At 40.2% G+C, this 25,205-nt stretch carries 20 protein-coding genes and 1 pseudogene; 9 read left to right on the top strand and 12 right to left on the bottom strand.

Features of this window, described 5'->3' with window-relative positions; genetic code table 11:
* Window positions 1-128 precede the first annotated feature (128 nt).
* Entirely contained in the window at window positions 129-1,949 is a 1,821-nt protein-coding gene (locus tag GUY17_RS03280) for a hypothetical protein (protein WP_162022297.1), read from the top strand.
* 129 nt (window positions 1,950-2,078) lie between these two features.
* Here GUY17_RS03280 and GUY17_RS03275 read toward each other — a convergent pair whose 3' ends face one another.
* The 6 genes from GUY17_RS03275 to GUY17_RS03250 form a co-directional block, all read right to left on the bottom strand.
* A complete protein-coding gene (locus GUY17_RS03275; protein WP_101086140.1) occupies window positions 2,079-2,678 on the bottom strand; it encodes a hypothetical protein in 600 nt (199 codons plus the stop codon).
* Window positions 2,679-2,777: 99 nt separating this feature from the next.
* Window positions 2,778-3,593 carry a hypothetical protein gene (locus GUY17_RS03270; RefSeq protein WP_162022296.1) on the bottom strand — a complete coding sequence of 272 codons (816 nt, stop codon included), beginning with the start codon at window positions 3,591-3,593 and terminating at the stop codon, window positions 2,778-2,780.
* A gap of 21 nt (window positions 3,594-3,614) precedes the next feature.
* Entirely contained in the window at window positions 3,615-4,016 is a 402-nt protein-coding gene (locus GUY17_RS03265) for a hypothetical protein (RefSeq protein WP_162022295.1), read from the bottom strand.
* 158 nt (window positions 4,017-4,174) lie between these two features.
* Window positions 4,175-4,681: a hypothetical protein gene (locus tag GUY17_RS03260; protein WP_162022294.1), complete on the bottom strand. Its 507-nt coding sequence runs from the start codon at window positions 4,679-4,681 to the stop codon at window positions 4,175-4,177.
* Window positions 4,682-4,767: 86 nt separating this feature from the next.
* A complete protein-coding gene (locus GUY17_RS03255; protein WP_162022293.1) occupies window positions 4,768-5,448 on the bottom strand; it encodes a hypothetical protein in 681 nt (226 codons plus the stop codon).
* A gap of 187 nt (window positions 5,449-5,635) precedes the next feature.
* Window positions 5,636-6,274, bottom strand: a complete 639-nt coding sequence (locus GUY17_RS03250; RefSeq protein WP_162022292.1) for a trimeric intracellular cation channel family protein — start codon at window positions 6,272-6,274, stop codon at window positions 5,636-5,638.
* A gap of 303 nt (window positions 6,275-6,577) precedes the next feature.
* Between GUY17_RS03250 and GUY17_RS21165 the strand changes: the two are divergent.
* Both GUY17_RS21165 and GUY17_RS03245 read left to right on the top strand, forming a co-directional pair.
* A pseudogene (locus GUY17_RS21165) lies at window positions 6,578-6,804 on the top strand (IS110 family transposase); the annotation flags it as partial.
* A 458-nt stretch (window positions 6,805-7,262) separates the two neighbouring features.
* Window positions 7,263-8,702 carry an OmpA family protein gene (locus tag GUY17_RS03245; RefSeq protein WP_162022291.1) on the top strand — a complete coding sequence of 480 codons (1,440 nt, stop codon included), beginning with the start codon at window positions 7,263-7,265 and terminating at the stop codon, window positions 8,700-8,702.
* A 357-nt stretch (window positions 8,703-9,059) separates the two neighbouring features.
* Here the strand turns inward: GUY17_RS03245 and GUY17_RS03240 are convergent, their stop codons facing one another.
* From GUY17_RS03240 to GUY17_RS03230, 3 genes are all read right to left on the bottom strand, one after another.
* Window positions 9,060-9,452, bottom strand: coding sequence for a hypothetical protein (locus GUY17_RS03240; RefSeq protein ID WP_162022290.1), 393 nt, complete (start codon window positions 9,450-9,452; stop codon window positions 9,060-9,062).
* Window positions 9,452-11,041 carry a S41 family peptidase gene (locus GUY17_RS03235; protein ID WP_162022289.1) on the bottom strand — a complete coding sequence of 530 codons (1,590 nt, stop codon included), beginning with the start codon at window positions 11,039-11,041 and terminating at the stop codon, window positions 9,452-9,454. Before GUY17_RS03235 ends, GUY17_RS03240 begins: the two co-directional genes overlap by 1 nt.
* A gap of 829 nt (window positions 11,042-11,870) precedes the next feature.
* The gene (locus GUY17_RS03230; protein ID WP_157822782.1) at window positions 11,871-12,314 is read right to left on the bottom strand and encodes a DUF2057 family protein; all 444 of its coding nucleotides are present in this window, start codon (window positions 12,312-12,314) and stop codon (window positions 11,871-11,873) included.
* A gap of 645 nt (window positions 12,315-12,959) precedes the next feature.
* On the opposite strand from GUY17_RS03230, the gene GUY17_RS03225 reads away from it, so the two are divergent.
* The gene (locus tag GUY17_RS03225; RefSeq protein WP_162022288.1) at window positions 12,960-16,394 is read left to right on the top strand and encodes an EAL domain-containing protein; all 3,435 of its coding nucleotides are present in this window, start codon (window positions 12,960-12,962) and stop codon (window positions 16,392-16,394) included.
* Window positions 16,395-16,521: 127 nt separating this feature from the next.
* Here the strand turns inward: GUY17_RS03225 and pyrC are convergent, their stop codons facing one another.
* Window positions 16,522-17,559: a dihydroorotase gene (gene pyrC, locus GUY17_RS03220; RefSeq protein ID WP_162022287.1), complete on the bottom strand. Its 1,038-nt coding sequence runs from the start codon at window positions 17,557-17,559 to the stop codon at window positions 16,522-16,524.
* A 316-nt stretch (window positions 17,560-17,875) separates the two neighbouring features.
* On the opposite strand from pyrC, the gene GUY17_RS03215 reads away from it, so the two are divergent.
* The 5 genes from GUY17_RS03215 (at window position 17,876) to GUY17_RS03195 (ending at window position 22,141) form a co-directional block, all read left to right on the top strand.
* Window positions 17,876-18,781: a WD40 repeat domain-containing protein gene (locus GUY17_RS03215; RefSeq protein WP_254439858.1), complete on the top strand. Its 906-nt coding sequence runs from the start codon at window positions 17,876-17,878 to the stop codon at window positions 18,779-18,781.
* Window positions 18,782-19,130: 349 nt separating this feature from the next.
* Window positions 19,131-19,412 (top strand): DUF134 domain-containing protein, encoded by a 282-nt coding sequence (locus GUY17_RS03210; protein WP_059747677.1) that lies wholly within the window; start codon window positions 19,131-19,133, stop codon window positions 19,410-19,412.
* A 45-nt stretch (window positions 19,413-19,457) separates the two neighbouring features.
* Window positions 19,458-19,901 (top strand): transcriptional repressor, encoded by a 444-nt coding sequence (locus tag GUY17_RS03205; protein WP_162022286.1) that lies wholly within the window; start codon window positions 19,458-19,460, stop codon window positions 19,899-19,901.
* A 39-nt stretch (window positions 19,902-19,940) separates the two neighbouring features.
* Window positions 19,941-21,650 (top strand): FAD-dependent oxidoreductase, encoded by a 1,710-nt coding sequence (locus tag GUY17_RS03200; RefSeq protein WP_162022285.1) that lies wholly within the window; start codon window positions 19,941-19,943, stop codon window positions 21,648-21,650.
* 62 nt (window positions 21,651-21,712) lie between these two features.
* Complete coding sequence (locus GUY17_RS03195; protein ID WP_162022284.1) at window positions 21,713-22,141, top strand: PaaI family thioesterase; 429 nt, start codon at window positions 21,713-21,715, stop codon at window positions 22,139-22,141.
* 123 nt (window positions 22,142-22,264) lie between these two features.
* On the opposite strand, the gene lysS is transcribed toward GUY17_RS03195, so the two are convergent.
* Together lysS and prfB are read right to left on the bottom strand one after the other, a co-directional pair.
* Window positions 22,265-23,767 carry a lysine--tRNA ligase gene (lysS, locus tag GUY17_RS03190; protein WP_162022283.1) on the bottom strand — a complete coding sequence of 501 codons (1,503 nt, stop codon included), beginning with the start codon at window positions 23,765-23,767 and terminating at the stop codon, window positions 22,265-22,267.
* A 54-nt stretch (window positions 23,768-23,821) separates the two neighbouring features.
* Window positions 23,822-24,920 (bottom strand): peptide chain release factor 2 gene (gene prfB, locus GUY17_RS03185; protein ID WP_162022282.1). Its coding sequence is split into 2 segments (ribosomal slippage): window positions 23,822-24,844 and window positions 24,846-24,920, totalling 1,098 coding nucleotides; the frame shifts between segments, so codons are not numbered across the junction.
* Window positions 24,921-25,205: the final 285 nt, after the last annotated feature.

The raw sequence follows: 25,205 nt of genomic DNA, 5'->3' as shown, positions 1-25,205 counted from the left end.
TTAGCACTTAAAAAGTGAGCCTAACAATGTATCCAGTAAACGATACATTATTAGGCTCGCTTAATATTTCACACTCGATATTTTCATTGTTTTAAAAACACTTTACCCCATAATGTAAGGACACATTAATGCACCATAAAAGCATATTAGCCATATTAATCTCTGGCACACTCTTAGTCGGTTGCGGTTCATCTGACGACGACTCTAATACCGAAATCACGCAACCAGATTCAGGTACACCTCCCCCGATTACTACGCCGCCAGTAGCATCAGAATACACTCACCAGGTAAACGGCCTTGCGGTATACCAGGGCGCATTATCTGGCGCTACAGTATGTGCAGATTTAAATAAAAACTTAAGCTGTGATAGCGATGAGCCATTCGCAATTACCGATGTTGATGGTAACTATCAAATAGACTGGAAGAGCGAAGTTGAAACGCCAGACTATTACTTAGTGGCTAACTGGCAAGCAGCAACAGCAACACAAGCAATCCAGGCCCGCTCTTTAGCACTTAAGGTTAAAAACCCGACTAACCGAGCAGCACCAAAAGCTATCGTTAATGATGCAGGACAAGGGACATTAATCGCAAGCCCACAATACAATGGCGCGATTAACAACCTGACTCATATTAAACAGTCTCGCATTATAGAAATGATGAATCAAAACCTGTCTGACAGTGACATTAGTCAACTATCAACCGAGTTAGACACGCTATTAGCTATTTTGTATCAATTAGATGCAAATACCCTGTACTCAGTTTCTGCTGAAATGTCAGCCACCGCGAGTTTTACCCGCATAGAATATGTCATTGCCTATTTACAACAAGTCATCGCGACTCAAATTCCAAACATAATCGCAGCAGAAAAAATACTTGCTGCGACTTATGCAGAGCTTTGGCAAATATTAAGTGATAGCGGCCTTTCTATCGAAGAGTTCTTGTCAGATGACGCCTTTACCTTAGCCATTAATATACTCTTTAGCGACTCAGCCATCGCATTAGGATTTACAGAATTACCTATCGATTCTCGTATTTTGTCACAAAATGATTGGGATGTTGTGCTAGGTAATATCATTAATGAAAGCGGTTTTGCTAACACCTTATCACTGACTTTATCTTCTGATCTAAGTGGGTTTTCTATGCAAAATGCCGACAACACAAAAGTGTTGGTCTGGGTCTCCGCTCTAACCGGCCAAGGCCTAGCATTTGAAGCACCATTAGATGAAGACGATGACGAGCTTACAGAATGTTGGCACACAACAGACAAGCGCTGGTATACAGAAGACAATGGCCCAGTGACTGAACCTAGCATTACAGGAAATACCTACAATACGGTTTATACAGGCACGAATGTTCCTATTACTATCGATATCAATAAGATCACTAACGCCAACACCAGCGACTTTTGGCAATCAGTGTTAAATACATCTCCAGAAATGTTAAAATTAGACGCATTAACCTGGCCAGATACGCTGTATAGTTTAACGGTCACTCAAGCCGATGATGTGATGTGCCGTGTAGTTGAAGATTATGAAACATATGCGCTATCAAGCTTTGTCACTGAAGAAACACTTTCTACAACAATGGTAGCCGAAGTCTTATTTGATTTTTATTTCCCGCTCGACATCATTATCGATGAAGAAAACCAAACCATTGCCTTGCTTGATAGCGATGGCAATATTGAACAACGTTATCAAATGACTAAAAGCAATAGTCCAAGTGATCAGTTATTAATTAAAGTGGCTGAAATCGTCGAAGGCACCGCACAGGAATATGTGTATCCAGACTACTTCTTATTTGATGAGCAGCGGTTGATCAGAGTTGAACTCAATGAAAAAATGCAAACGTCTGCTTCTAACAATGTGTCAGTCACCTTTGATAACAACACAGGGTTTACTCAAACGTTATACCAACACTTATATGATCAGGTAAATCCACTGGTATTTTAACCCTAGTCATATAGTAATTTGTGTCGCTTAATTTAAGGCGTTTTCACATATAAAAATAAACCCCATGAGCAAAAGCGAATGGGGTTTATTTTTGATACAACATTAATATTTTGCTCGCTTTTGTAAACTTTACTGATCTTCTTCCGCTTCCATACGCTCAACATCTTGCTTGGTGTAACCCATGGCTTCGGTTATATAACACATCTTCACCAGCTGAAACATTTGCACAAAAGAGCTAACCCGTCCTGCATGCATTTGTACATTTAATAATGCCATGGTGGCACCTGTATCATCGCCGGGTGATACTGTAGCGCTCAATTCAGATAACGACTGGTTATTAGCAGAGACCTCATCAATCAAGCTGTTATATTCTGTGACGTTTTCTGGCGTATAACAGGTAGATGTTTCAGGTAATTGCGATAAAAACTGCTGATACTCTTTTACAAACAACCTAGCTTGCACCAACGTCTGCTCACCGAGTGCTTGTAATTCTTGCACCTTGCCACTTTGGAATACAGCCGACGCATTGCCAGAATCCATAAGCTGATTAAACTCTTGCATCAAGACTAGCTGCTTATCGGATAGCACTTTTGCATCTTGCGCTATGGGTTTGGTTTTAGCTTCAAATGCATCAATAGCAGCTTGGTTACTCGCCAATGCAGCAAAACTCATTGTGGTAATGGCAGTAGTAATGGCCACCAGTAAGCTGGCTTTTTTCATCATGTTCATCGATAACATCCTGTTAGTTGAATACTTGAAAACAATCAAGCCATATATGTTCATGTTAATTTTGCCATAGTCGACAATTTGGGGTGGCCATGTTTATTCTTAAACCAAATAACGAATATACAGCGAGAACAAGCCAAAGCCTGTCATACCTAGTAGCGCTATAGCCATCGGTATGAGTATGTAAAAACGCCATACCGCTGCTATTTTTGGGATTTGCGTCAAGGTTGCACTGTAGACGAGTTGAGACAGTGCAATAACAAATTTATTACTATCAAATGTTTGCCCGGCTAACGTAATGCTTTCACCGTTACTCACATCAATGTTTACTCTAAATACAAAAGGTCGCCTGTATTGCCTCCAGGTACCGTCACCATCGCCAGCTTTATACCAATTCCACACAATATTGATTGATTTAATTGCTGACTTTTCTATCTGTCTAACTTGCTTGTCCTCAAAATACACTCTTGGAATAACAAGTGAATTTTCGCTGATAACAATCTCATTAGGAGTCGATATACCCTGTGTATAATGCTTATCGCAAATGAGCTTTCGCCTTACAGCAGACACAGCTACCCCAAATAATGCAACCACTATGCCCGCTACGATATTATGGCTGGAATAAAGGATAAACAGGGCGGCCATAAAACTAATATAACTTGAAGCCCAGACTTGATGAAAGTATTGCCGAGGTAAAGGCAGCATAAACAGTGTGACGGGGTATTGTAATTTTATCGGGTCGTTAAATAGCTTAATCCCAATAAAGGCTTTTACGGTATCTTGGTCGAGCGGAACTGAACTAAAGGTTGGCCAATCTTTACGGCTAACGCTATCAAATTGACCGACAACATTAATCCCCTGCGACATTAACTCTTTTCGACATTGTTGCACCAATGTGGGCAACTTATGTTGCTTCACTTTTAACAATATCGATATCGGTTAAGGAAATGGAGCTTGTTGACTCTCTTTAACATGCAAAATCACTTTATAAGTATTATGCACTTCTTTTAACTCAATATTTTTTATTATTGAGTAATCAACATCTTGTTGTTGAAGGGAATAAATGGATTTCCTCCCTAACTTGAAACCATGGAACTGTATTAACACATTGCGTGAGGCATCAAAACACCATCGACATTGATAACTAAACGCTACCAACATCGACAATATACTGAGCATTAAACGCCCGACAGTTTCAGCCGAAAAAGAAAAAACACTTACCGCCAACACCACATAAATCAGATTAAAGCATATAAAAATCCACTTTATTTTTTCAACGGCTGACACGATTGTAAATGATGACGCTGTAATCAATAACGTCCCTGTTAACTTGTTAAACATCCTGTTCCTTAATCGAATTTACACTTTTTAAGATTATTGTTAGTGTCTACCAACTATATAAAGAGCTTCGTTATCGACTATTTTTAGCCATATAATTCTATTACGTCATTAACATGCCGATAATGAACAAAAAGGATAAGCAGGTACCATATAATGGCCTACAATAACGTAACAACCTTCCACTGGTTTTCTAAATAGGCCAGCTTGCAAGTCCCATAGCCTTGAATCGCTTCATTAGTCTTTGGTGATATCGTGTCGAAACGGTATGGAACCCACAACTCTAAGTCATGCCCACGCTGCTTAGCGTTGTCACTAACTAAACTGCTGCTAGAATTTTTAGCATCTTCAAACACTAACGCCTCATTTTCATCTATTTGATAATTATCGATACCTAAATATGATGTTTTAAAATATTTATCATGTAGCTCAGATAAATATACTTTTACTTGCTCATCCGTTGCTGGTATTGCAGCAAACACCTTTCTGAATAAGTTCACATCTTGATGTCTAACGACATCGACTGACGCTTTACACAGTGCATTCGGCTCTGATCGATCAATTTTTTTAGCAGCTGCCAACCTCTGAGTTAGATTTTCTTCATCAGAAGACCCCATTGAAGGCGTCGATATAAATAGTAATAAAATAATAGCGATCAATTTGTACATAAAAACATCCTTTTAATTTTACGTTATTGCTTTACTAACGCTTAAAAACTCACAATCAATAATGTATATAATCAATTGAATATACACTACAAAAAATAGTGTTTCACTAGCATGCCTGTGACAACGACATTGACTAAAACAGGGAATATTACGGCTATAATATTAGGCAAAAAAGCCCATGACCAATTGCCGTGCAGCGTTGTTAATGGGTAGTCGAAAAAACACAGCATGTAAACAATGTGTTTAAGCGGGAAATACATCGCATTAAGGGTAATGACTTCACCGCTTTTTAGCTTAATATCACACGCGGTAATATGATTACGCACATGTAAACGATGCATTTGTGATTTATATTTTACCGTGACGCGCTCAATGTCATCACGTTGTAACTCCAACTGCCCCACAGGCTTATTAATTATTGCATTCGCAGGAATGGCAATACGCTGCTGGCTCACATAGCAACGTAATGTCCCGCTAATACCGTAACGTCGCCTAACCAGCCAATACCGCCCTATTAAATAGACAGGTAATAATCCCACGTTGATTAATACTAATGCACGAGCAAGCTCAGTATTAGGAACACTAAGAGGTAGCACAGCCAAACCGACCATCAAAATAAGCAGTAACAACGAAACACCTAAAGACAGAGGGTAACCTATATTAGCCACATATAAACCCACGTCACTCTGTGCGTTAAAGTTACGCATCCCTTTAATATGCAGATTAAAAAATAACGATTTATCATCTAACTCAATTTTCTTAGCCAAAACAATAATGCCACCCAATTTAATAATGAAATAACTTACTGCCTTATCACTTGAATTACGATAGCCTTTTGTGACTATAAAAAACCTAAAACACATTATTTTAAACGATTAATTACTTTATAAGTTTGATATCCAACTGCGATGAGTGGCGATGTTAATTTTATATGAATCGCGAATTTAGTGGCTGTTAATGGATATTGTCTGACTGACATTGGTAGTCAAACTTGGGCATTGACCAATGGTAGCGAATTGCGAGCATTCTAAAGCTAAAACCAAAGGTCAGCGCAACAGAAAGGTTTATCCATTCAACAACACCATTTAGCTTCATCACCACATATAAAGCTGACGTTAGCAAAGCAACTAACGCATATAGCTCTTTCTTAAAAATAAGTGGCACTTGATTGCATAAAACATCACGAATAACGCCGCCAAAAACACCAGTCACGACCCCCATGGCAATAGCTATCTCAATGCTATAACCCAGCATTAAGGTTTTTTGCGCTCCAACAACAGAAAATACCGCCAGACCAAGAGCGTCAATAGCCAGAAATAATCGTGATAAGTATCGCATTAACGGTGCAATCATCACTGTTAGTAGTGAGGCCGCTGCAATAGCTAACAAATAATGTGCATTTTCAACCCATATTAGGGGATAGTTACCCAGGAGCATGTCACGCAGAGTGCCACCACCAATCGCGGTGACACAACCAATAATCACCACACCAAAAAGGTCCATCTGTTTTTTACCTGCGGCCAGGGCGCCCGTCATCGCTTCAGCTAATACACCGATGAACCACAAAATACTGATTACTTTTACTTCTAACATAAGATAATTCTAGCTAACCAAAAGGAAGCTGATTCTGCCCGTACTTCAACATAAAATACAGCGATAAATATTATTTTTCACATTACTTAATCTAATGCATATATTATTGCCTTTTGACTGTAACTCATTTGATTTAGGCTATTTTGAAAATTAATGAATAGTTTTAATAATTTATAAAATCAGTAATACCTCTTTATATCGGCTTGACTGAAAAATAACTGATAATGAAATGGACAATCTCTAATACGGTGTCAATGCACCAAACTGATGTTGAACCATACCGTTACTTAAGGAGCATTCACCATGAAAATTATCACTATTTGGATTGATTTGATAAAAATGCATTTCAAATCCTTGGAATGAATTGTCATGTAAAGCAAGTCTTCAAGAAGCGTTAAAATCGCACTTAACAGACCGAGCTTATGCTGTAACAATCCCATTACAATGTCATATTCGAGGCCTGTTATTCATCTTATTGCTGGGAATGTAAGTTTATCGCTATGAGATACAACGTTAAGCCCATTTCTGCCTAGCAGGTCACTCTGTTCGTGCAAAGCAGTAAAATGACAGTGAAACACTTAAAGATAGGAGGACCTAAATTCGCGGCATATAAACCCATGTCATTTTGTGCGTTAAAATCATGCACTATTTTTATGTACAGATTAAACAAAACAAGATTTATTATCTAATTCAACTTTCTTAACCCTATTCATCACTAATTCACGATTGTGAATACCTGAACAAGTATTTGATCACGTCGTGACCATTCATAATGTATTTCCCACTGCCGCCCAAATATTCATACAGATATATTGCCTACCAACAACCACATACCTTTAGGTGTGCCGAGAGAACAAAAAGCATCAAAAGTAATAATCATTCTGTAATTCTAATAGCTATTCATTTACACCTTATTGATGTTTGAATATCTTATGATCACTTAATGTTATTTCACAAAATATTGGATACCACACAACAGGGAGTTGAAATGTTAAAACCCGTACTTATGTCATTGGCCGTTACTATTGCAGTGATGCCAGCGATGAATGCCTATTCGGCAACATCACAAGAATTATTTTCTGAGCCTAAAGAGGTAAAAGAAACAAAAAATGAATTAAGGCACTTCACGCCTGTGCAATTGATCACGGCAATTGACGATAAAAATATTCAATCAAAAGAAGTGAAAGGTAAACTGATTAGGACCAACTATGAATTGCCGCCGTCTTATACGCCGGCTCATTTAATCAATAACTATAAAAAACAGCTTAACGCGCTCAATGCCGAGATCATTTTTGAATGTGAACAAGCAAGTTGTGGTCATGAACGTAAGCTATCTTCATTTATCTCGCCTTTGACAAATATTTCCAGTAGCTTGCCATCATTAATAACAGCACATATTACCCTGCCTAAAAAACAAGTTTATGTGTCGATATATGCGATTAGCTGGCAGAATGCTACCAATTTAGAATTGGATATTATAGAAGTCATCGCTGAGCCATTAGATTTGGTGGCCACTAATCAAAGTTATTTATCACAAGCTGTGAGTGAAATAACGGTTAAAGACAATAGCGATAAAGATACTAAAAACTCGGCTGACCACCCAATGCTAAGCAGAATTCCAGGTGCTTATATACAAAAATATATTACACATGGTTTTAACCAAGCCTCAGTACTTGTGGGTGATAACTATAAAACCATAGAACTGGAAGGAAAAATTACTGATATTGCTTACCTATTACCACGTACTTACTCAGAATTTGAGATTGACGCAAATTATCAACATGCGTTAACTAAACTCGGTTTTACAGAGGTTTATGCCTGCTTAGGAAACTCTTGCGGTGATAATTCAAAATTAGAAAGAAAGATAGCATTACTAGCAACGATTGGCTTTGACGAAAACCAATTTTATAGACTATACAAGTTAGATAGAGCTGAAGGTAATGTGTACGCTATGGTATACGTCATTGGTTTTCCAGGCCAATTGTCAGCAGAAGTCCGAATCATTGAAGAAACCACGTTAAACAATAATCGTGTGGGAATTGATTTGCAGGGCTTAACCGACGAGATAGCCAAAACAGGCCATGTGGCGCTGGACGGTTTGTTGTTTAAATATGATAGCGACGAATTACTGCCAGAAGCTTATCCGATTGTTGAAGTTGTCGCTCAATACCTACAAACACACCCTAAACAACTGTTTTATGTGGTAGGGCATTCAGACGATCGAGGTTCGCAAGCTTATAACCAAACCTTGTCAGAAAAACGCGCGACTGCAATTAAAACCCGTTTGATCAAACAGTTCTCTATTTCTGCACAACAAGTTGAAGCCAAAGGGGTTGGTGAGTACTCGCCTATTGCCAATAATCTTGATGAAGCGGGCCAGAAACAAAACCGCCGCGTTGAGTTAGTGATACGTTCAGATAATAAATAACCTCTGCTACGGATAATAGATAATTATCTCACTGGAGAAGTAATCATAGAAAGGCAGCCTAGGCTACCTTTCTATTCACTAAGAATATTTTACTTACCAGACACAAGGTTAATACGTAGTCTGTATTTAGTCCTGAATTTAGTTCTTAACTCAATCCTTAACTCTTAACTCTTAACTCTTAACTCATTATTGTGATTAACGCTGAAGCGTTAATCACAATAATATCCATCAGATTGACAATAAAACTCCGGTAATAAACCGGCAATATTCCAGTAGTACCAATGATAATATTTCGTCATTGGTACTACTGAGTCCAAGCCTGAATTAACAGGTAACTACGCCATAAGTTAGCCAGTGTTACTCGGCTCGGCAGGTGGTTATTTGCAATATTTTACGTTGGCCGCTTTTGGCGTGCTCAAGCAAGCATGTATCGCCTTGAATAAGCAATTGCACACTCTCTGGCATCTCGGTAGAGCGCCCCATTAATAAACGACCATTAGTGTCTTTGTGCATTGCAGGTTCAATAGACAAGACGCTGGTGTCTGTAAACGCGCTTTGAGCAATCATCACATGGTCTGTATCCAACAAACTGGCAATAGCCGCTTGTAGTTCATCCACACTGGCACTATTTGGCGACGTGATTAGCGCAGGAACCGCTCTATCGTTTCCGGCCGTTGAAGTACCACATCCCATAAAAGCCGTGGAAAACATCACTACAGCGATAAGTAAACCAGAAGGTAAACGGGACATTACATGGCTCCTGTCGACATTATCCGATTATTTTTAAGCAATGTTGAGTGACGGTCATCTTTCAACATAAAGCCTTTATCCATCATTGTTGGAGCCGCTGACACTTTAGCCGCTGATGACGTCAGCGCTGGACACTGGTTATTATCACGGTAAAACAATGCGGCGCTTAAGAGTCGCTCATTGGTATCACCAAGCGCATGGTTTAAATCATCGTTTAGCGCACAACCTTTAATTTCACTGTCGAGTGTTGGACTTGTAGTGGGCACAAAACCATCTGAATAATCACCAAAACCTTTATCGTTCACACCTTTAAATTGAATGCTAAAGTAAGTGGTGCCGCAGTTTGGTGTTGGGTAAAACCCATAAGGCTTTCCGCACGTTGTGCCACCAATTTGAATCACTTCAATATCAATACCACGCAGGCTATTCATCAATGCTTCACTGGCCGAGCAAGTATCTGCTGTCGTTAATACATAAAGCCGCTTGAGGTTTAGTGAAGGCAGTGTAATCCCTGCACGCAGCAACCCAGTATTAAAGCCTATTGTTTCTGGAATAAACGGCGTTGGTTCGAGTATTGCTCTAGTTACGGGATCGATAGTTCGATATTTATCATTAAAACTGGTGCGTTCAAAAATGCGATTATTGGTCGCAGTATCACCTGCTATCATGTAACCCAACTGACTCGCTAAGGCGAGTAAACCACCACCGTTGTAGCGTAAATCTAGGACTAAATCTTCTACATCCGCTTCGCTTAACGTCGTTATAGCATCAAACAACCCTCGCTCAGCAGTCGCTATATGAGAATTAAATTGTAAGTATCCAATCTTGCCGCTTGCGGTTTGGATCACTTGGGTATTTTGTACCGGGGTAGAGATAACGGTGGTGGCCGACAATATGACATTGCGATCAACACTGGCATTGAGATCTCGCACGGTAAATGTCGTTTGTTTGCCACTTTGAGTTGGGAACAACCCTGCATTTAATGTATCTATACTTGCACTATCGTCGGCATTAGCCACATTGACGCCATCTACAGCAACAATAATAGCGCCGCGATTTATTCCCGCGGCCACTGCCGGTGAATTAGGTTCGCTATAAGTAATGGTGACCTGACGTGTTACCCCCGCAGATGCATTGCGAAGTGACAGGTTAAATCCGTAACCGAATGATGCGCCAGATTGATTTAATTGCTCCCATTCATCAGTCGGCATTGAGAAATGAAACTTATCTTTTACATTACCGGTTTCAGACAGCTCATCTGTGATTAATAAATCAAAGTATTGCGCTACGGTATAAGGAGCTGGATCGCGATCGAAAATTTCATCATACCAAAGGTAAGTGTCGTTACTCCATGAGCGAAGCCAAAGCTTTTCGGTGAGTTCAGATCCAGTTTGATCGGCCTTGCACTGTAATGCGACATCCGCGTATGGAGTAAACTGGCCTTTGGTCCAAGTGATGCTACTGCTGTCTGTCACCGGAGGTGTGACATTATTACTGGCTGACTCGCTTCCCCCACCACTGCAACCTGCAACGGTTAAACTGGCGGTAACCAATAACGGAGTGATAGCTTTCCTAAAAAGTAACTGCATTAATATTCCTTTATTTTACTTTATGTTAGCCATTTGTATTACAAATAACTGCTCTAGAATGCAACAGTATATTAACGCAAATGATTTACTAAAATACAGAGAATGATCAATAAATGAATTGATTATCGCGCCGCGAGTTCATCTTACAAGAACCAATGCTTTGCTTACCAACGATATTGTTTAAGGACTGCTTTGGTAAGTTGTGTTCATCGTAGGATGAACACAAAAAAATCAACTCCATTTTTAGATGCCATAATAGCCCATATTTATCAATAATTTACGATATAATCCATTGATAAAAGTCATTGACTCGGTATCTATTATTTAAAGCAAACACTCATGAGCAATAAGCGTTGGGCAGCTGTATTCTACAACTCAATACCCCAGAAAAATGGCAAATATGTTCGACAACATAGTATAAAAGCTAGTTGGCGTGTTGAAAATTTGAATGGAGGAAACTAAATACACATTAATGATGAAACTGAATCTACTATTTTCAATAAATATCTAAAAACACGAAAAAAACTATAAATCAACCTATAGATATCATTAACAAAATAATCCAAAAAAACATTAATCGACAACATTAATCGACAATATCAACGCAATAATATCAACTCAATAAAATTACTGAGCTGAAGTTATCAAAAAAAACAAATAAATTAACAAATAAACTAACAATTAGAAATATTATTACTTAAATTAATATTTACACAATAACAAGTTATAGAATCGGCGATATAGAATCCGTATTACGAAAGTAGCAGTGTCTTAAAATAATTTTTAGCAAGCCGCTTCTGATGATAAGACTTGCTAACCACTTTTAAACTTACCTCAACACTAATTGAGTTAATAACTGCGACTGAGTCAATAATGCGACACTTTTGTGTTGTTGACCATTAATACTCAGCGTGACTTGTGGGTTATCTAAAAAATCACGAGCAGCTTCTGCACTATAAATATCAGGTGTAGCAAGCTCATAACGTTGATTTTCAGCAACTTCTAATGTGAGGTACAAGGATTCAGAACGTACCCAATGGCCTGAATCATCAGCATTATCTTGAAATAAGTCGCGATAGTTAATTTCAACCAATTGTTGCCCGCGGCTGAGTCCAATCGTATTTTTTATACTGACGTTCTGACCATTCACGGTTTCAACTATCATTGAGTCCGGTACTGTAATACTCGATGCTTGAGCTGGCATGCCAAATAATAGCGTTAAGCCTACGGTGGTTGAGGTGAGTAACATTTTTACAGAAAATGAAGTCGTCATAATAATATTCATCCATATTTCATACTTAACGATTAAGTATGTTGGTATTAATGTAAAAGACCTCGATATATACAAATAAATTTCAACTTTTTATATTAAAGATGACTTAATACAAATTAGTGTCACTCGTTAAGCTTTATCTTATTGTATTATTGATAGTTAGCATTTAAAAATATAATCGGCTTTATAATGCATAGCCCCGAAATGAATTAACACACGCCAATGACAGATCATTCAACACCCTGTCATTCGACAGAAACTCAAGCTATTGAATAGCTGAATAATCGTTCAATATTCAGCCATTCATCCTTAGATAAGTCATCACCCTATCGTTTTAGCTAGATTGCGTTTTTTGCCCTACATTTACAGCCGATAAAAATGAAGCGCGGTGTTTCACAGAACTCGTCAACGGATGAAGATTTAGTACACAAAAATACCGTTTAACGACTAAACTTGATCATGCCATTTATTTGAACCTTTGCTCAGATTTCAATGGTCACAGGCGTTAGATATTAATGGTCACAGGCGTTAGATAATAATGGTAAAAATCTTATTAACGTAATGATAAAAATAGTTTATTTTTTTATTATTATCAGATTTGAACTACAGTAAAAGAAGGCAATGCTCTTTTTATGCGGGGAAAGAATGGATAGTTTTTTCAGTTTGATGAGCAACACCGTATTGTTACTGGCACTTGTCGTTATTTATGATGCCATAAAATTACAAAAGATAGCCCCCAAGAAATATGGAAATGTCTTGAGTGGGGTTTTTATCGGAATGATTGCAATTTGTGTCATGAATAATCCTTGGGAGTTAAGGCCGGGGATATTTTTTGATACTCGTTGGGTACTGTTAAGTTTAAGTGGGCTATTTTTTGGTTTTATCCCGACATTGATTGCCGCGTTACTCGCTGCTTGTTTCCGTATTTATCAAGGCGGCGCCGGTTTATATGTTGGAACCTTAATTATTATTATCAGCTCTGCCATTGGGTTAGGCTGGCGATACTGGATGAAGTCTGCAAACAAACAACCCAATTGGCAAAACTTACTGGCCATGGGGTTTGTGGTGGAGATTGGCATTTTGCTGTGTTTATTACTCATGCCGGTGGTAGATAAATACGACATTATTCTTACAATTGGTCCGACATTATTAACGGTATATACATGTGGCACCATGCTAGTGGGGTTATTGCTAAAACAGCATCAACAAAGGCAACAAATATATCAAGAGTTACATCATCACAAAAGCCTCCTCGAAACCGAGAAAAACCTGTTACAAAGCATTATTGATGGCATTCCCGATATCATTTTTTACAAATCGGTCGACGGGATTTATTTAGGTTGTAACAAGGCATTCTCTGAAGCGTTAAACCTTAAACCCGAGGATATTAAGCATCAGACAGACTATGACTTATTTGATCGTCAGCAGGCAAACAGCTTTATCAAAGCCGATCGCTTTGTATTACGAGAAAACCAGCCATGGATGAATGAAGAATGGGTCACAACCCCCGATGGAATCGCCCATATTTTTAAAACCCATAAAACGCCTTTTACTAATTTGTCAGGGGAAATTGAGGGGATTGTGGGCGTAAGTCGAGATATGGCCGACCGAAAACTCATTGAAGAACAGTTACGCCGCAGTGAAAGTACTTATCGTAATATTATCAGTACCGCGCAAGATGGCTTTGTTATTGTGTCGGTGGACGGCAAAATAATTGAGTCGAATCAGAGTTTCGCTAATATGACCGGTTATACTCTCGACGAGCTGAGCAATAAACCGATTGGAGAGATCGAAACCAGTGAAAAACACCAGTATTCTACTCAAAATGTCATTAAAGTTAAGCAAACAAAGTCTATTAATTACACCTCTCAACACCGACATAAGTTAGGTCATTTGTTTCATGTTGAGGTGAGCATCAGCTTTTGGGATGGTGATGATGGGATGTTATTCTGCTTTGTTAAAGATATTTCACAGCGCATTAATGCCGAACAAAAACTGCTTCTGAGTGAATCTAAGTTTAGACATATTTTTGAACAAATACCCTCAATTTCGGTCCAAGGTTATGATAAAAACCGTTCGGTCATTTTTTGGAACCAGGCCAGTGAAAAGCTTTATGGATATACCAAAGAGCAAGCATTAGGGAAGCAATTAGAAGACCTCATTATTCCCCCTCCTTACCGAGAACATGTGATCAATAACGTCAATGCATGGATTAATGAAGGGGTTCCTATTCTCGCTGAAGAATTACTCCTGCAACGTGCAGATGGTAGTAATGTAGCGGTTTATTCATCCCATACGTTAATCAACAATACCGATAATGAAGCAGAAATGTACTGTATCGATATCGATTTAAGCGCCCAAAAAAAGGCTGAAGAACAAGCTCTTACATTGTCACAAGCAATAGAACAAAGCCCAATATCAATGATATTAACTAATATCGACAGCAAAATTGAATATGTGAATAGTGCCTTTGAAAAAATTTCTGGCTACGCCGCGAGTGAAGTCATTGGCCAATCGGCCAGCATGCTAAAGTCGGGATTAACCCCAAAATCACTTTATAAAGAATTATGGAATGCTATTTCTACCGGACATGCATGGCAAGGCGAGCTGCAAAACAAAAAGAAAAATGGCGATATTTTTTGGGAACATGCTCATATTGCACCTATTTTTGATAACGCTGGCGTCACTAAACACTATCTAGCCCTAAAACAAGATGTCACTCAATACAAACAACAAGAAGAAAAAATTCTTCATCAAGCCCATTACGATAGCTTAACAGGCCTGCCTAATAGACTACTGTCACTTGATAGATTGTCGCAAATGCTTAAAGACGCCCATCGAGCCAAAAATAATGTGGCAGTATTGTTTATTGATTTAGACGATTTTAAAAAGGTTAATGACACCATGGGTCACTCTGTTGGTGATGAACTGTTGATCCAAGCGGCGGTTCGGTTAAAAAATACCATTAGAGAAAGTGATGTTGTGGGTAGGTTGGGAGGTGATGAATTTATCATTATATTGAGCAATATTAATGAACCCACTGAAGTTGAAATTATTGCCCGTAAGCTACTCGAGCAATTTTACCAGCCTTTTAGGCTCGAAAATCGTGAGCTAGTGTCAACCATCAGTATTGGTATTGCCCTTTACCCGCTAGATAGTGAAGACCCCAAAGAATTGCTAAGACAAGCAGATTCAGCCATGTACCATTCAAAGGATCGCGGCAGAAATACCTATAATTTCTATACACATCAAATGAACCACGATATGAATCGGCGCTTGAAAGTTGAAGAGCAATTACGCAGTGCATTAAAGCAAAAAGAACTCGAGGTTTACTTTCAACCTTTTGTAGATATCAAGAGCCGCAAAATTATCGGCGCGGAAGCCCTTTTACGCTGGAATAATGCTTTGCTCGGTCAAGTCACTCCTGATGAGTTTATCCCTATTGCTGAACAAACGGGACTCATTGTCACAATCGGTCAATATGTTATCGAGGTTGCATTTGCTACAGCCAAAAAATGGCAACAAACCTATAATCCTCATTTTAAAATTGCCATTAACGTGTCCCCAAAACAATTCAGGGAAAATACCTTTGTTGATATGCTTAATATCCAGCTAGATAAACATCAGATTAATCCTAGCACTATTGAACTGGAAATCACCGAAGGAGTATTACTCAGTGGCGACGCCGTCATCGACAGTAACTTGATATCCATTAACGATATTGGTGTCAGTATCTCAATGGACGATTTTGGTACCGGATATTCGTCGCTCAGTTACCTGCGCAGTTACCCATTCAATACCTTAAAAGTAGATAAAAGCTTTATTAACGATATAACCGTCGATCCGGGCGATCTAGAACTTGTTGGTGCGGCAATCGCTATGGGGCATGGGCTCAATTTAACGGTCGTGGCAGAAGGCGTTGAAACAGAAGAGCAGTATCATCTGCTTAATGCATTGAAATGTGATTACGGCCAAGGTTACTTATTTAGTAAACCATTACCCCAAGCAGCATTTGAAGCACTTTTACAGGCGCAGGCAACAAATGAAACAGCCAATAAGAGATCTTTAATAAGACGCTGATCAAAAATGCCTGTCAGCAAACTGACAGGCATTAATAAATCTATTTAGTTATTAAACTATTTCTACTTAGCTACCCGTGATAAAAACAGCATGCTGCGTTAATTACCTAGATAACTTAGTGATTAACTTAAGCCGTTTTCACTTTCCAATTCACTTTTTGTCCTGCAAAAAATGGCACGATAGGATTACCGTTTGGCAGAATAATCTCTTCTGGTACCGTCCATTCTTGCTTCACTAGCGTCACAGTGCCGCTGTTGCGTGGTAAGCCATAAAAGTCTGCGCCATGTAAGCTGGCAAAACCTTCTAACTTATCTAATGCCCCTAAGTTATCAAATACTTGTGCATAGAGTTCTAATGCACTCCAGGCACTGTAACAACCTGCGCAGCCACAGGCTGACTCTTTGCGGTATTTTTCATGCGGGGCAGAATCAGTACCTAAAAAGAATTTACTTGAGCCTGTCGCCACAGCAGCTTGCAATGCATGCTGGTGAATGTTGCGTTTTAATACGGGTAAGCAAAAGTTATGCGGACGCACACCACCGACGAGTAAATCATTACGATTTAACAATAAATGCTGTGGGGTAATGGTTGCAGCAACATTAGCTGAAGCCTCTGCGACAAACTCAGCCGCTTCTTTAGTGGTGATATGTTCAAACACCACTTTAAGGCTAGGAATGGCTTCGACAATGCGCGATAAATAGCGATCGATAAACATCTTTTCGCGATCAAAAATATCAATATGCGATTCTGTTACTTCACCATGTACTAATAACAACATGCCTTGTTGCGCCATAACCTCAAATATCGGAAACAACTCATCCAAGGCTTTAACTGCTGCATCTGAATTTGTGGTCGCACCTGCTGGGTATAACTTTCCAGCCACTACCCCTGCCGCTTTGGCATCGATAATATCTTGAGCGCTGGTGTTATTAGTTAAAAATAGCGTCATTAACGGCTGAAAACTACTTCCGGCTGGGCGCGCCGCCAAGATACGATCTCGATAAGCTAAAGCCATTGTAGCGGTCGTTACTGGTGGGACTAAATTAGGCATCACAATCGCGCGTTGAAACAATCGAGCCGTTGCAGGAACCGTTTCACCTAGCATATCCCCATCTCGAAAATGAAGATGCCAATCATCGGGAGTGGTTAAGGTAATTTGCGTCATGTGGGTTCCTTGGCTTAAATAACAGATTGTTAGCCGTTATTGTGCCAGAATTCACTTTTTCTTAATAGATGCATAATTTGAACGCTGACTTTGCTATAGCAAAAAGTCATGTCATTTACAGTAAATATTTCACGATTCATGGAGTTGCAAGCCCATAAAACCGGCGGTAACGCTCTATGCTATTATGTTGAAAGCATCTTTTTATAGGGGAATTAAATTGTTAGCTAATGCCGGATTTAGATTACAGATAAGTGTGCACCTTATTAGCGTCATCACGATAATGATAGCTGTCTCTGGCTGCAATCAAGCTGAGGTGATGAAAACCCCCGATAATATTCAACCACTCGTACAAGAAACGCTAATTGATGGCTTACTGTCTAACGATGCCAGTATGGCTGTCACATTAGGCAGAAGCCGTACATTATCGATTTGGGATGTGGCAACAAGCCAACTATTACGCCAATGGTCTGACGATGACTTTGATGAAACCAATTATCTGCTGGCGTTGTCTGGTAACAAACAATTCCTTGCGACAGCTGGCAAACAAAAAATATCCGTTTTTAACCTTGAGACAGGCAAATTAGATATACGTTGGCCCGCCCACGGATTTAATCCCGATGCCAGCATTTCGAGCCTTTTTCTGAGCCAAACAGGCAGCACTATTTTGGTGGGGATGAATGATGGTTCAATCACAGTGATACAACGAAGTAGCATGACAATGTCATTGTTTAAACAACACAGCGCCGCCGTTAATCATGTTGAGCTATCAGGCTTTGAACAACAGGTTTTATCGACAGGACTTGATGGTGATGTCCATATTTGGGCTGCTTATAGCGGTGAGTTGATCAGCAGTTTCTCACGTCCTCAACAAATCACCAGCGTGAGTTTTGATGACGCTAATCGGCGCTTATTTATTGCCGATGCACTCGATAACAATGTCATTATCGATACCCAAACAACGCAGCCAGTAAGTCATCTAGATTACCTTGAGCGCTATCGCTATTTTCGGCAGGCGTTATTCGTCAATCACGGCAAAAACTTAATTACCGCAACGTCAAAACAAAGTGTTATCTATTGGGATGCTTCATCAGGAAAAGAGCTTTCTCATTGGGATATCACCGCCTATAACACTGGCACTACGGTATTTTCAATGGTGATCAAACCTAATGGTAAGCTATTGACCTTAAGCTCAGATGGCGCACTTGAGACCTGGAGCTTATAAGTTTATCTCCACCAGAGATAATAAAAAATCATAACAGCGTTATTTGATTTGCATTGTTCGTGTGATTGACTGGCAATTGGCACCTCATAGATACTGGCACTGTTGGGCGTATCACTGGTAATCAATAATCTCTCGGATAGTAACCGTATGAATCAATAGCATCACTAAACAGTCACTAACAATTCCAAAACCGGCTGGATTTAGCACGGTGATAAATCAGTATCGTTGAATAGTCAGTTTTATGGGCTAGATCAAAGATCTGTTTGTATCTCATACTCAATAAAGAATAGAGCTTGCATGTGTGAACTACATTCAGTATATATGGCATATGCTACAAACGAGGTGTTACATGGCAAGACCTAAAATCCCCCGAACCATATGCGGCCAAGCTGCCAACATCTGTTTTAAGCCCAATGGTATTCCGATGACGCAGTTAGAACAGGTACCACTTGCAGAGGATGAAATGGAGGCTTTACGCTTAGTTGATTTACTGGGGATGCAACAACAAGAAGCAGCTAAATCAATGAATATTTCTCGTCAAACGTTGGCGAACTTGGTTAAAGGAGCTAGGCATAAGGTGGTTGATAGTCTTATTAATGGCAAAGCGTTGATGACAAATAATATCAGCTGAAGATTAAACACAGTTAACACGTATCGACGTGTTTAGGTCAATCTAATGCAAGCAGTATTGAAAGAATCTGGTCTCAAAATAACCACTCAAAGGTGTAAGTTACTTGAGTTTCTTACTCAAACCGATGAACAGCATTTAACGGTAGAAAATATCTATCAAGGGTTAAATGCACAGGGAGAGACCATTAGCCTTCATACTGTAGACCGAATTATGGCGCATTTTGAACAAGCAGGCCTCGTCGTAGGCCGATTATTTGAATCTAAAAATACTGTTTATGAGCTCAGTAATAAACCACGTCATGATCATCTAATTTGTTTAACCTGTGGCAAGTTAATCGATTTTATCGACCCCTTGATTGAGCTTCGCTTAGGATTAGCGGCAGAACATCACGGCATGAGTATTCACCACCACAGCCTCAATATGTACGGTCAATGCTTTGCTTGCCAAAAAGCACTTAATAGCAAATCAGAAAACAAAAAGTCTGATTGATAGTCGCTAGGTTAATCGTTAATTTTATTGGAGAATAGCATGACCAAAATAGTCATTATTGGTGGTGTTGCTGGTGGTGCATCGGCAGCAGCAAGAGCAAGACGCGTATCTGAAACCGCTGAAATAATCATCCTTGAAAGGGGCGAATTTGTTTCATTTGCCAACTGTGGTTTGCCTTACCATATTAGTGGTGAAATTGAATCCCGAGACGCACTATTACTGCAAACACCCGAAAGCTTTAAGTCGCGTTTTAATGTCGATGTAAGGGTACATAATGAAGTCGTCGCGATTGATAGACAAGCCAAGCAATTAACCGTACGTAACCTTATGACCAATGAAATGTATCAAGAGTCATATGAAAAGCTATTACTCAGCCCTGGTGCATCACCAATCAAACCACCCATTAGCGGCATCAATAACCATTTCGTCCATAGCCTGCGTAATATTCCTGATATGGATAAAATCCTGTCGAATCTTCTACTGCATAAACCTAAACATGCCACGGTAGTAGGCGGTGGGTTTATTGGCTTAGAAATGGTAGAAGCGCTGCGCCACCTTGGGTTAGACGTCACCTTACTCGAACTAGCAGACCAAGTGATGGGGCCTGTTGATCTTGAAATGGCCAATATGCTGCATCAAAAGCTCGTCGATAATGGGGTTGATTTACGCTTAAAAACCGGCTTAACCGCTGTTGATGAATACCCGATACAACTGGCTGAAGCCGATAATACCGGTGATTATGATAAGCCAATATTACCTCACTACCATCTGCAACTAGCATTGAGTGATAACAACACCTTAGCAACCGATTTAGTCATCCTCGCCATTGGTGTTAAACCTGAGACCAGCTTGGCGTCTAAGTGCGGTTTAGTATTAGGCCCACTCGGTGGTATTCGGGTTGACGAAGGCATGCGAACCTCCGATGCAGATATTTATGCTGTGGGCGATGCCATCGAAACTACAGATTTTGTTACTGGTAATCCGACACTCATCCCCCTTGCGGGCCCTGCCAACCGCCAAGGACGATTAGCTGCCGATAACATGCTTGGTGGTGATAAAAAATATCGTGCCACTCAAGGCACAGCTATTTGTAAGTTGTTTGATATGGCCATTGCTTCAACAGGATTAAATGAGAAAAGTTTACTCAAGCAAAATATCCCATTTGAAAAAATCTATGTCCACACAGCAAGCCACGCCAGCTATTATCCTGGGGCTCACCCTATTAGCTTAAAGCTATTGTTCTGCCCTAGTTCAGGCCGTATTTTAGGCGCGCAGGCAGCAGGGATTGACGGCGTTGATAAACGTATGGACGTATTAGCCGTGGCGCAACGCGCTGGTATGACGGTGCATGACTTAGCCGATCTTGAACTCACATACGCGCCTCCATTTGGTTCTGCAAGAGATGTGGTCAATCAAGCAGGTATGGTCGCAGCCAATGTATTATTAGGTGATGAAGCCATATGTCACAGTCAAGATTTACACGCTTTGACCGCAGAACAAATCATTGTCGATGTTCGAAACCCAGGGGAACTCACGGCCGTGGGTTCAATTGCAGGCGCAATGAATATTCCACTGCCAGAGCTTCGAGACCGACTAAACGAACTCCCTAAAGACAAAGAGTTACTGGTATTTTGCCAGGTGGGTTTACGCGGTCATGTCGCTTATCGCATGTTAATCCAGCATGGTTTTAAAGTGCGTAACCTCACTGGTGGTTATAAAACCTACCAAATGGTTAATGCGCGCTTTTAGTCTATAACAGGCTTTAGGGGAACCTTAAAGCCATCTATAACAATGAACAAACAAGGTCTTGTGTGAACCATTATCAAGATTGTAAACAAAGCCACAGTCAATGTGTTGTCTGTGGCGACGCTAAACAAAATCCATTGTCGTTACAGTGTAAATTTTTTGCTGACGGTGATAACCAAGTGGTTGGTTATCATAAAGTGAGTCCGCAGCTTCAAGGCTACAACAGCTTCTTGCATGGCGGCGTTGCCAGTGCCTTAGTCGATGCGGCGATGACTCATTGTTTGCTGATGCAAGGTATTAAGGCCTTAACCGCCGAAATGACCATCCGCTTTATTGCCCCCATAAAGGTTGGTGATGCCATCAAAATTGTCGGTCGATTGGTGAGCCAACGTTTAGGGATGTACCAATTAGAAGCTGCGCTCTTTGTTAACAATAAAGCTTTCGTGACAGCATCGGCAAAGTTTATCCAACCTAAAAGTGGCGTCATCGACTAGCGTTTTTTGCAAGCAGCAAATTAACCAGTACGAGACAAATTTCCAGTTAATTTTAGTCAAAAAAACCAGCCCGAAAGCTGGTTTTGATTATTCCTCAGTGTTAGCTACTGCCAACCTATGTCATTACGCTTGTGGGCGCATCGCTGGGAATAAAATCACGTCGCGAATGGTATGCGTGTTAGTGAATAGCATCACTAAACGGTCGATACCAATACCTTGACCTGCTGTTGGTGGTAAACCGTGCTCTAGTGCTGTGATGTAGTCAGCGTCATAGAACATTGCTTCGTCATCGCCTGCATCTTTAGCATCAACTTGCGCTTTAAAGCGGTTGTCTTGATCTTCAGCATCGTTGAGCTCACTAAAGCCGTTAGCCACTTCGCGGCCACCGATAAAGAACTCAAAACGATCGGTAATGAAGTCATTGTTATCATTACGACGTGCCAAAGGTGAAATATCCGCTGGGTAGCCAGTAATGAACGTAGGTTGCATTAACTTAGTTTCAGCCGTTTCACCGAATATTTCTTCAAGTAACTGACCACAAGTCCAGAATTTTTCTAGCTTGATGCCTAAGCTCGATGCTAAATCGCGCATAAACTCTACGTCTTTAACTTGCTCGTAGGTCATAGCTTGAATAGTCGCATTGTCAGGATTATATTTCTGAATCGCTTCTAACATGCTTAAACGTGCATAAGCGCCACCAAACTCAACAGTTTCTTCACCATAAGGCATGCTAGTACTGCCTAATAATTCTTGAGCAATTGACCCCAGCATTTCTTCGGTTAAGTCCATTAGGTCTTTGTAATCAGCATATGCCATATAGAATTCCATCATGGTGAATTCTGGGTTATGACGTGGTGACAAACCTTCGTTACGGAAGTTACGGTTAATTTCGAACACACGCTCAAAACCACCAACCACTAAACGCTTAAGGTATAGCTCTGGCGCGATACGTAAGTACATCGCCATGTCTAATGCATTATGATGAGTCACAAATGGACGTGCTGAAGCGCCACCAGGAATAACGTGCATCATTGGGGTTTCAACTTCCATGAACTCTTTTTTGATCATGAAGTTACGAATAGCAGAAACCACTTTAGAACGCATAATAAAGGCATTGCGCGAATCTTCGTTAACGATCAAATCAACGTAACGCTGACGATAACGCGTTTCTTGGTCTGTTAAACCATGGAATTTTTCAGGTAATGGACGCAATGCTTTGGTCAGTAACTGGTATTCTTCCATATTAACGTACAAGTCGCCTTTGCCAGATAAATGCAGCTGACCTTTAACACCGATAATGTCACCGATGTCTAAACCTTGATAACGCTCTTTCAAGTCGCCTTGTACTGGCTTACCAGCATAAGCTTGAATACGGCCAGACACGTCTTGAATTACTAAAAACGGACCACGCTTGGCCATAACACGGCCAGCAATACTGGTTTGAAAAGCTAACTCTTCTAGCGCTTCTTTGGTTTGCTCGCCATATTGAGCCTGTAACTCAGCCGCTTTATGACTACGCTGCCATGTATTTGGATGAGCATTCGCAGGACAGTTGGTGCGGATGTAGTCTAATTTAGCGCGACGTTCAGCAATCAGTTTGTTTTCATCTTGTACGTGTTCAGTCATATTATATTCTCGCGTTTACTCGCCACACTTACATGGCGGAAAAAGTTAATTTAATTAAAGTCCTGATTTTAGGCTGGCTTCAATAAACTTATCTAAATCACCATCCAGCACAGTTTGAGTGTTGCGGTTCTCAACCCCTGTACGTAAATCTTTGATACGGGCGTCATCTAATACGTATGAACGAATTTGACTGCCCCAGCCGATATCTGATTTTGCATCTTCAGCAGCTTGTTTATCGGCATTTTGTTTATGCATTTCTAACTCGTACAACTTCGCCTTTAATTGCTTAAAAGCAGAGTCACGGTTTTTATGTTGCGAGCGATCGTTTTGACATTGCACCACAGTGTTTGTTGGTAAATGTGTAATACGTATCGCAGAATCGGTTTTGTTGACGTGCTGACCACCCGCGCCAGAAGCACGATAAGTGTCGATACGTAAATCTGATGGATTGATATCGATTTCAATATCATCATCAATTTCAGGGTAAACGAAAACAGAACAGAAAGAAGTATGACGTTTACCTGATGAATCAAATGGCGATTTACGTACTAAACGGTGCACACCCGTCTCTGTTCGCATCCAACCAAAAGCGTACTCACCAGTGAACTTAATCGTAGCACCTTTAATACCTGCCACATCGCCGTCGGTCACTTCCATTAACTCTGGGCTATAACCATGCGCATCACCCCAGCGTAAATACATGCGCAGAACCATGTTGGCCCAGTCTTGTGCTTCGGTGCCGCCTGAACCAGATTGAATATCAAGATAACAGTTTGAAGCATCACTCTTACCAGAAAACATGCGGCGGAATTCGAGATCAGCCAGACGAGTGTCTAACTCCTCAAGTTCTGCGGCAGCATCATTAAAGGTTTCTTCGTCATCTTCTTCAATGGCAAGCTCAAGTAACCCTTGGATGTCTTCTAGACCCGTGTCCATATCATCAATGGTTTTGACCACAACCACTAACGCAGCACGCTCTTTACCTAATGCTTGAGCACGTTCAGGCTCATTCCACACTTCAGGGCTTTCAAGCTCGCGACTGACTTCTTCTAAACGCTCACTTTTGGCAGCGTAGTCAAAGATACCCCCGAAGTAACTCAGTACGTTCGGCTAGCTCTTTAATTTTGAATTTTACCGGATTAACTTCAAACATGAATATTCAACTTAAATTTGGCGGTTAACAAAAGGTGCAACGGCGCATTTTACCCCATGATAGGCACTAAACCTAGACCGGAAGGCCGATTATTAATAAACAAATGACGAATATATTTCATCAAATCAACATCTGGAAAAACACTTACCCACGAATGAATAGAATAAATGGACCGCTTATAATGTGAAAGTTTGCTTCAACAAATATAGGTTTAAATTTAGGCTCTGGTGTAGATTAAAAATTGGACTAAAAAAAATGAACCGCTTCGGGTTCATTTTTAATTAC

This window comes from Shewanella sp. Arc9-LZ, assembly GCF_010092445.1.
Lineage (GTDB): Bacteria > Pseudomonadota > Gammaproteobacteria > Enterobacterales > Shewanellaceae > Shewanella.
The sequence above is the reverse complement of the archived record's forward strand: the minus strand, read 5'-3'. Positions and strand labels throughout refer to the sequence as shown.

What these genes read in the sequence shown, in the direction of transcription:
- GUY17_RS03240 (WP_162022290.1), bottom strand. Translation starts at nt 9,452, where the DNA reads ATGTCCCGTTTACCTTCTGGTTTACTTATCGCTGTAGTGATGTTTTCC.
- GUY17_RS03225 (WP_162022288.1), top strand. Translation starts at nt 12,960, where the DNA reads ATGGATAGTTTTTTCAGTTTGATGAGCAACACCGTATTGTTACTGGCA.
- GUY17_RS03265 (WP_162022295.1), bottom strand. Translation starts at nt 4,016, where the DNA reads ATGTTTAACAAGTTAACAGGGACGTTATTGATTACAGCGTCATCATTT.
- GUY17_RS03200 (WP_162022285.1), top strand. Translation starts at nt 19,941, where the DNA reads ATGACCAAAATAGTCATTATTGGTGGTGTTGCTGGTGGTGCATCGGCA.
- GUY17_RS03205 (WP_162022286.1), top strand. Translation starts at nt 19,458, where the DNA reads ATGCAAGCAGTATTGAAAGAATCTGGTCTCAAAATAACCACTCAAAGG.
- GUY17_RS03210 (WP_059747677.1), top strand. Translation starts at nt 19,131, where the DNA reads ATGGCAAGACCTAAAATCCCCCGAACCATATGCGGCCAAGCTGCCAAC.
- GUY17_RS03245 (WP_162022291.1), top strand. Translation starts at nt 7,263, where the DNA reads ATGTTAAAACCCGTACTTATGTCATTGGCCGTTACTATTGCAGTGATG.
- pyrC (WP_162022287.1), bottom strand. Translation starts at nt 17,559, where the DNA reads ATGACGCAAATTACCTTAACCACTCCCGATGATTGGCATCTTCATTTT.
- GUY17_RS03215 (WP_254439858.1), top strand. Translation starts at nt 17,876, where the DNA reads ATGAAAACCCCCGATAATATTCAACCACTCGTACAAGAAACGCTAATT.
- GUY17_RS03280 (WP_162022297.1), top strand. Translation starts at nt 129, where the DNA reads ATGCACCATAAAAGCATATTAGCCATATTAATCTCTGGCACACTCTTA.
- GUY17_RS03235 (WP_162022289.1), bottom strand. Translation starts at nt 11,041, where the DNA reads ATGCAGTTACTTTTTAGGAAAGCTATCACTCCGTTATTGGTTACCGCC.
- GUY17_RS03260 (WP_162022294.1), bottom strand. Translation starts at nt 4,681, where the DNA reads ATGTACAAATTGATCGCTATTATTTTATTACTATTTATATCGACGCCT.
- GUY17_RS03275 (WP_101086140.1), bottom strand. Translation starts at nt 2,678, where the DNA reads ATGAACATGATGAAAAAAGCCAGCTTACTGGTGGCCATTACTACTGCC.
- GUY17_RS03230 (WP_157822782.1), bottom strand. Translation starts at nt 12,314, where the DNA reads ATGACGACTTCATTTTCTGTAAAAATGTTACTCACCTCAACCACCGTA.
- GUY17_RS03250 (WP_162022292.1), bottom strand. Translation starts at nt 6,274, where the DNA reads ATGTTAGAAGTAAAAGTAATCAGTATTTTGTGGTTCATCGGTGTATTA.
- lysS (WP_162022283.1), bottom strand. Translation starts at nt 23,767, where the DNA reads ATGACTGAACACGTACAAGATGAAAACAAACTGATTGCTGAACGTCGC.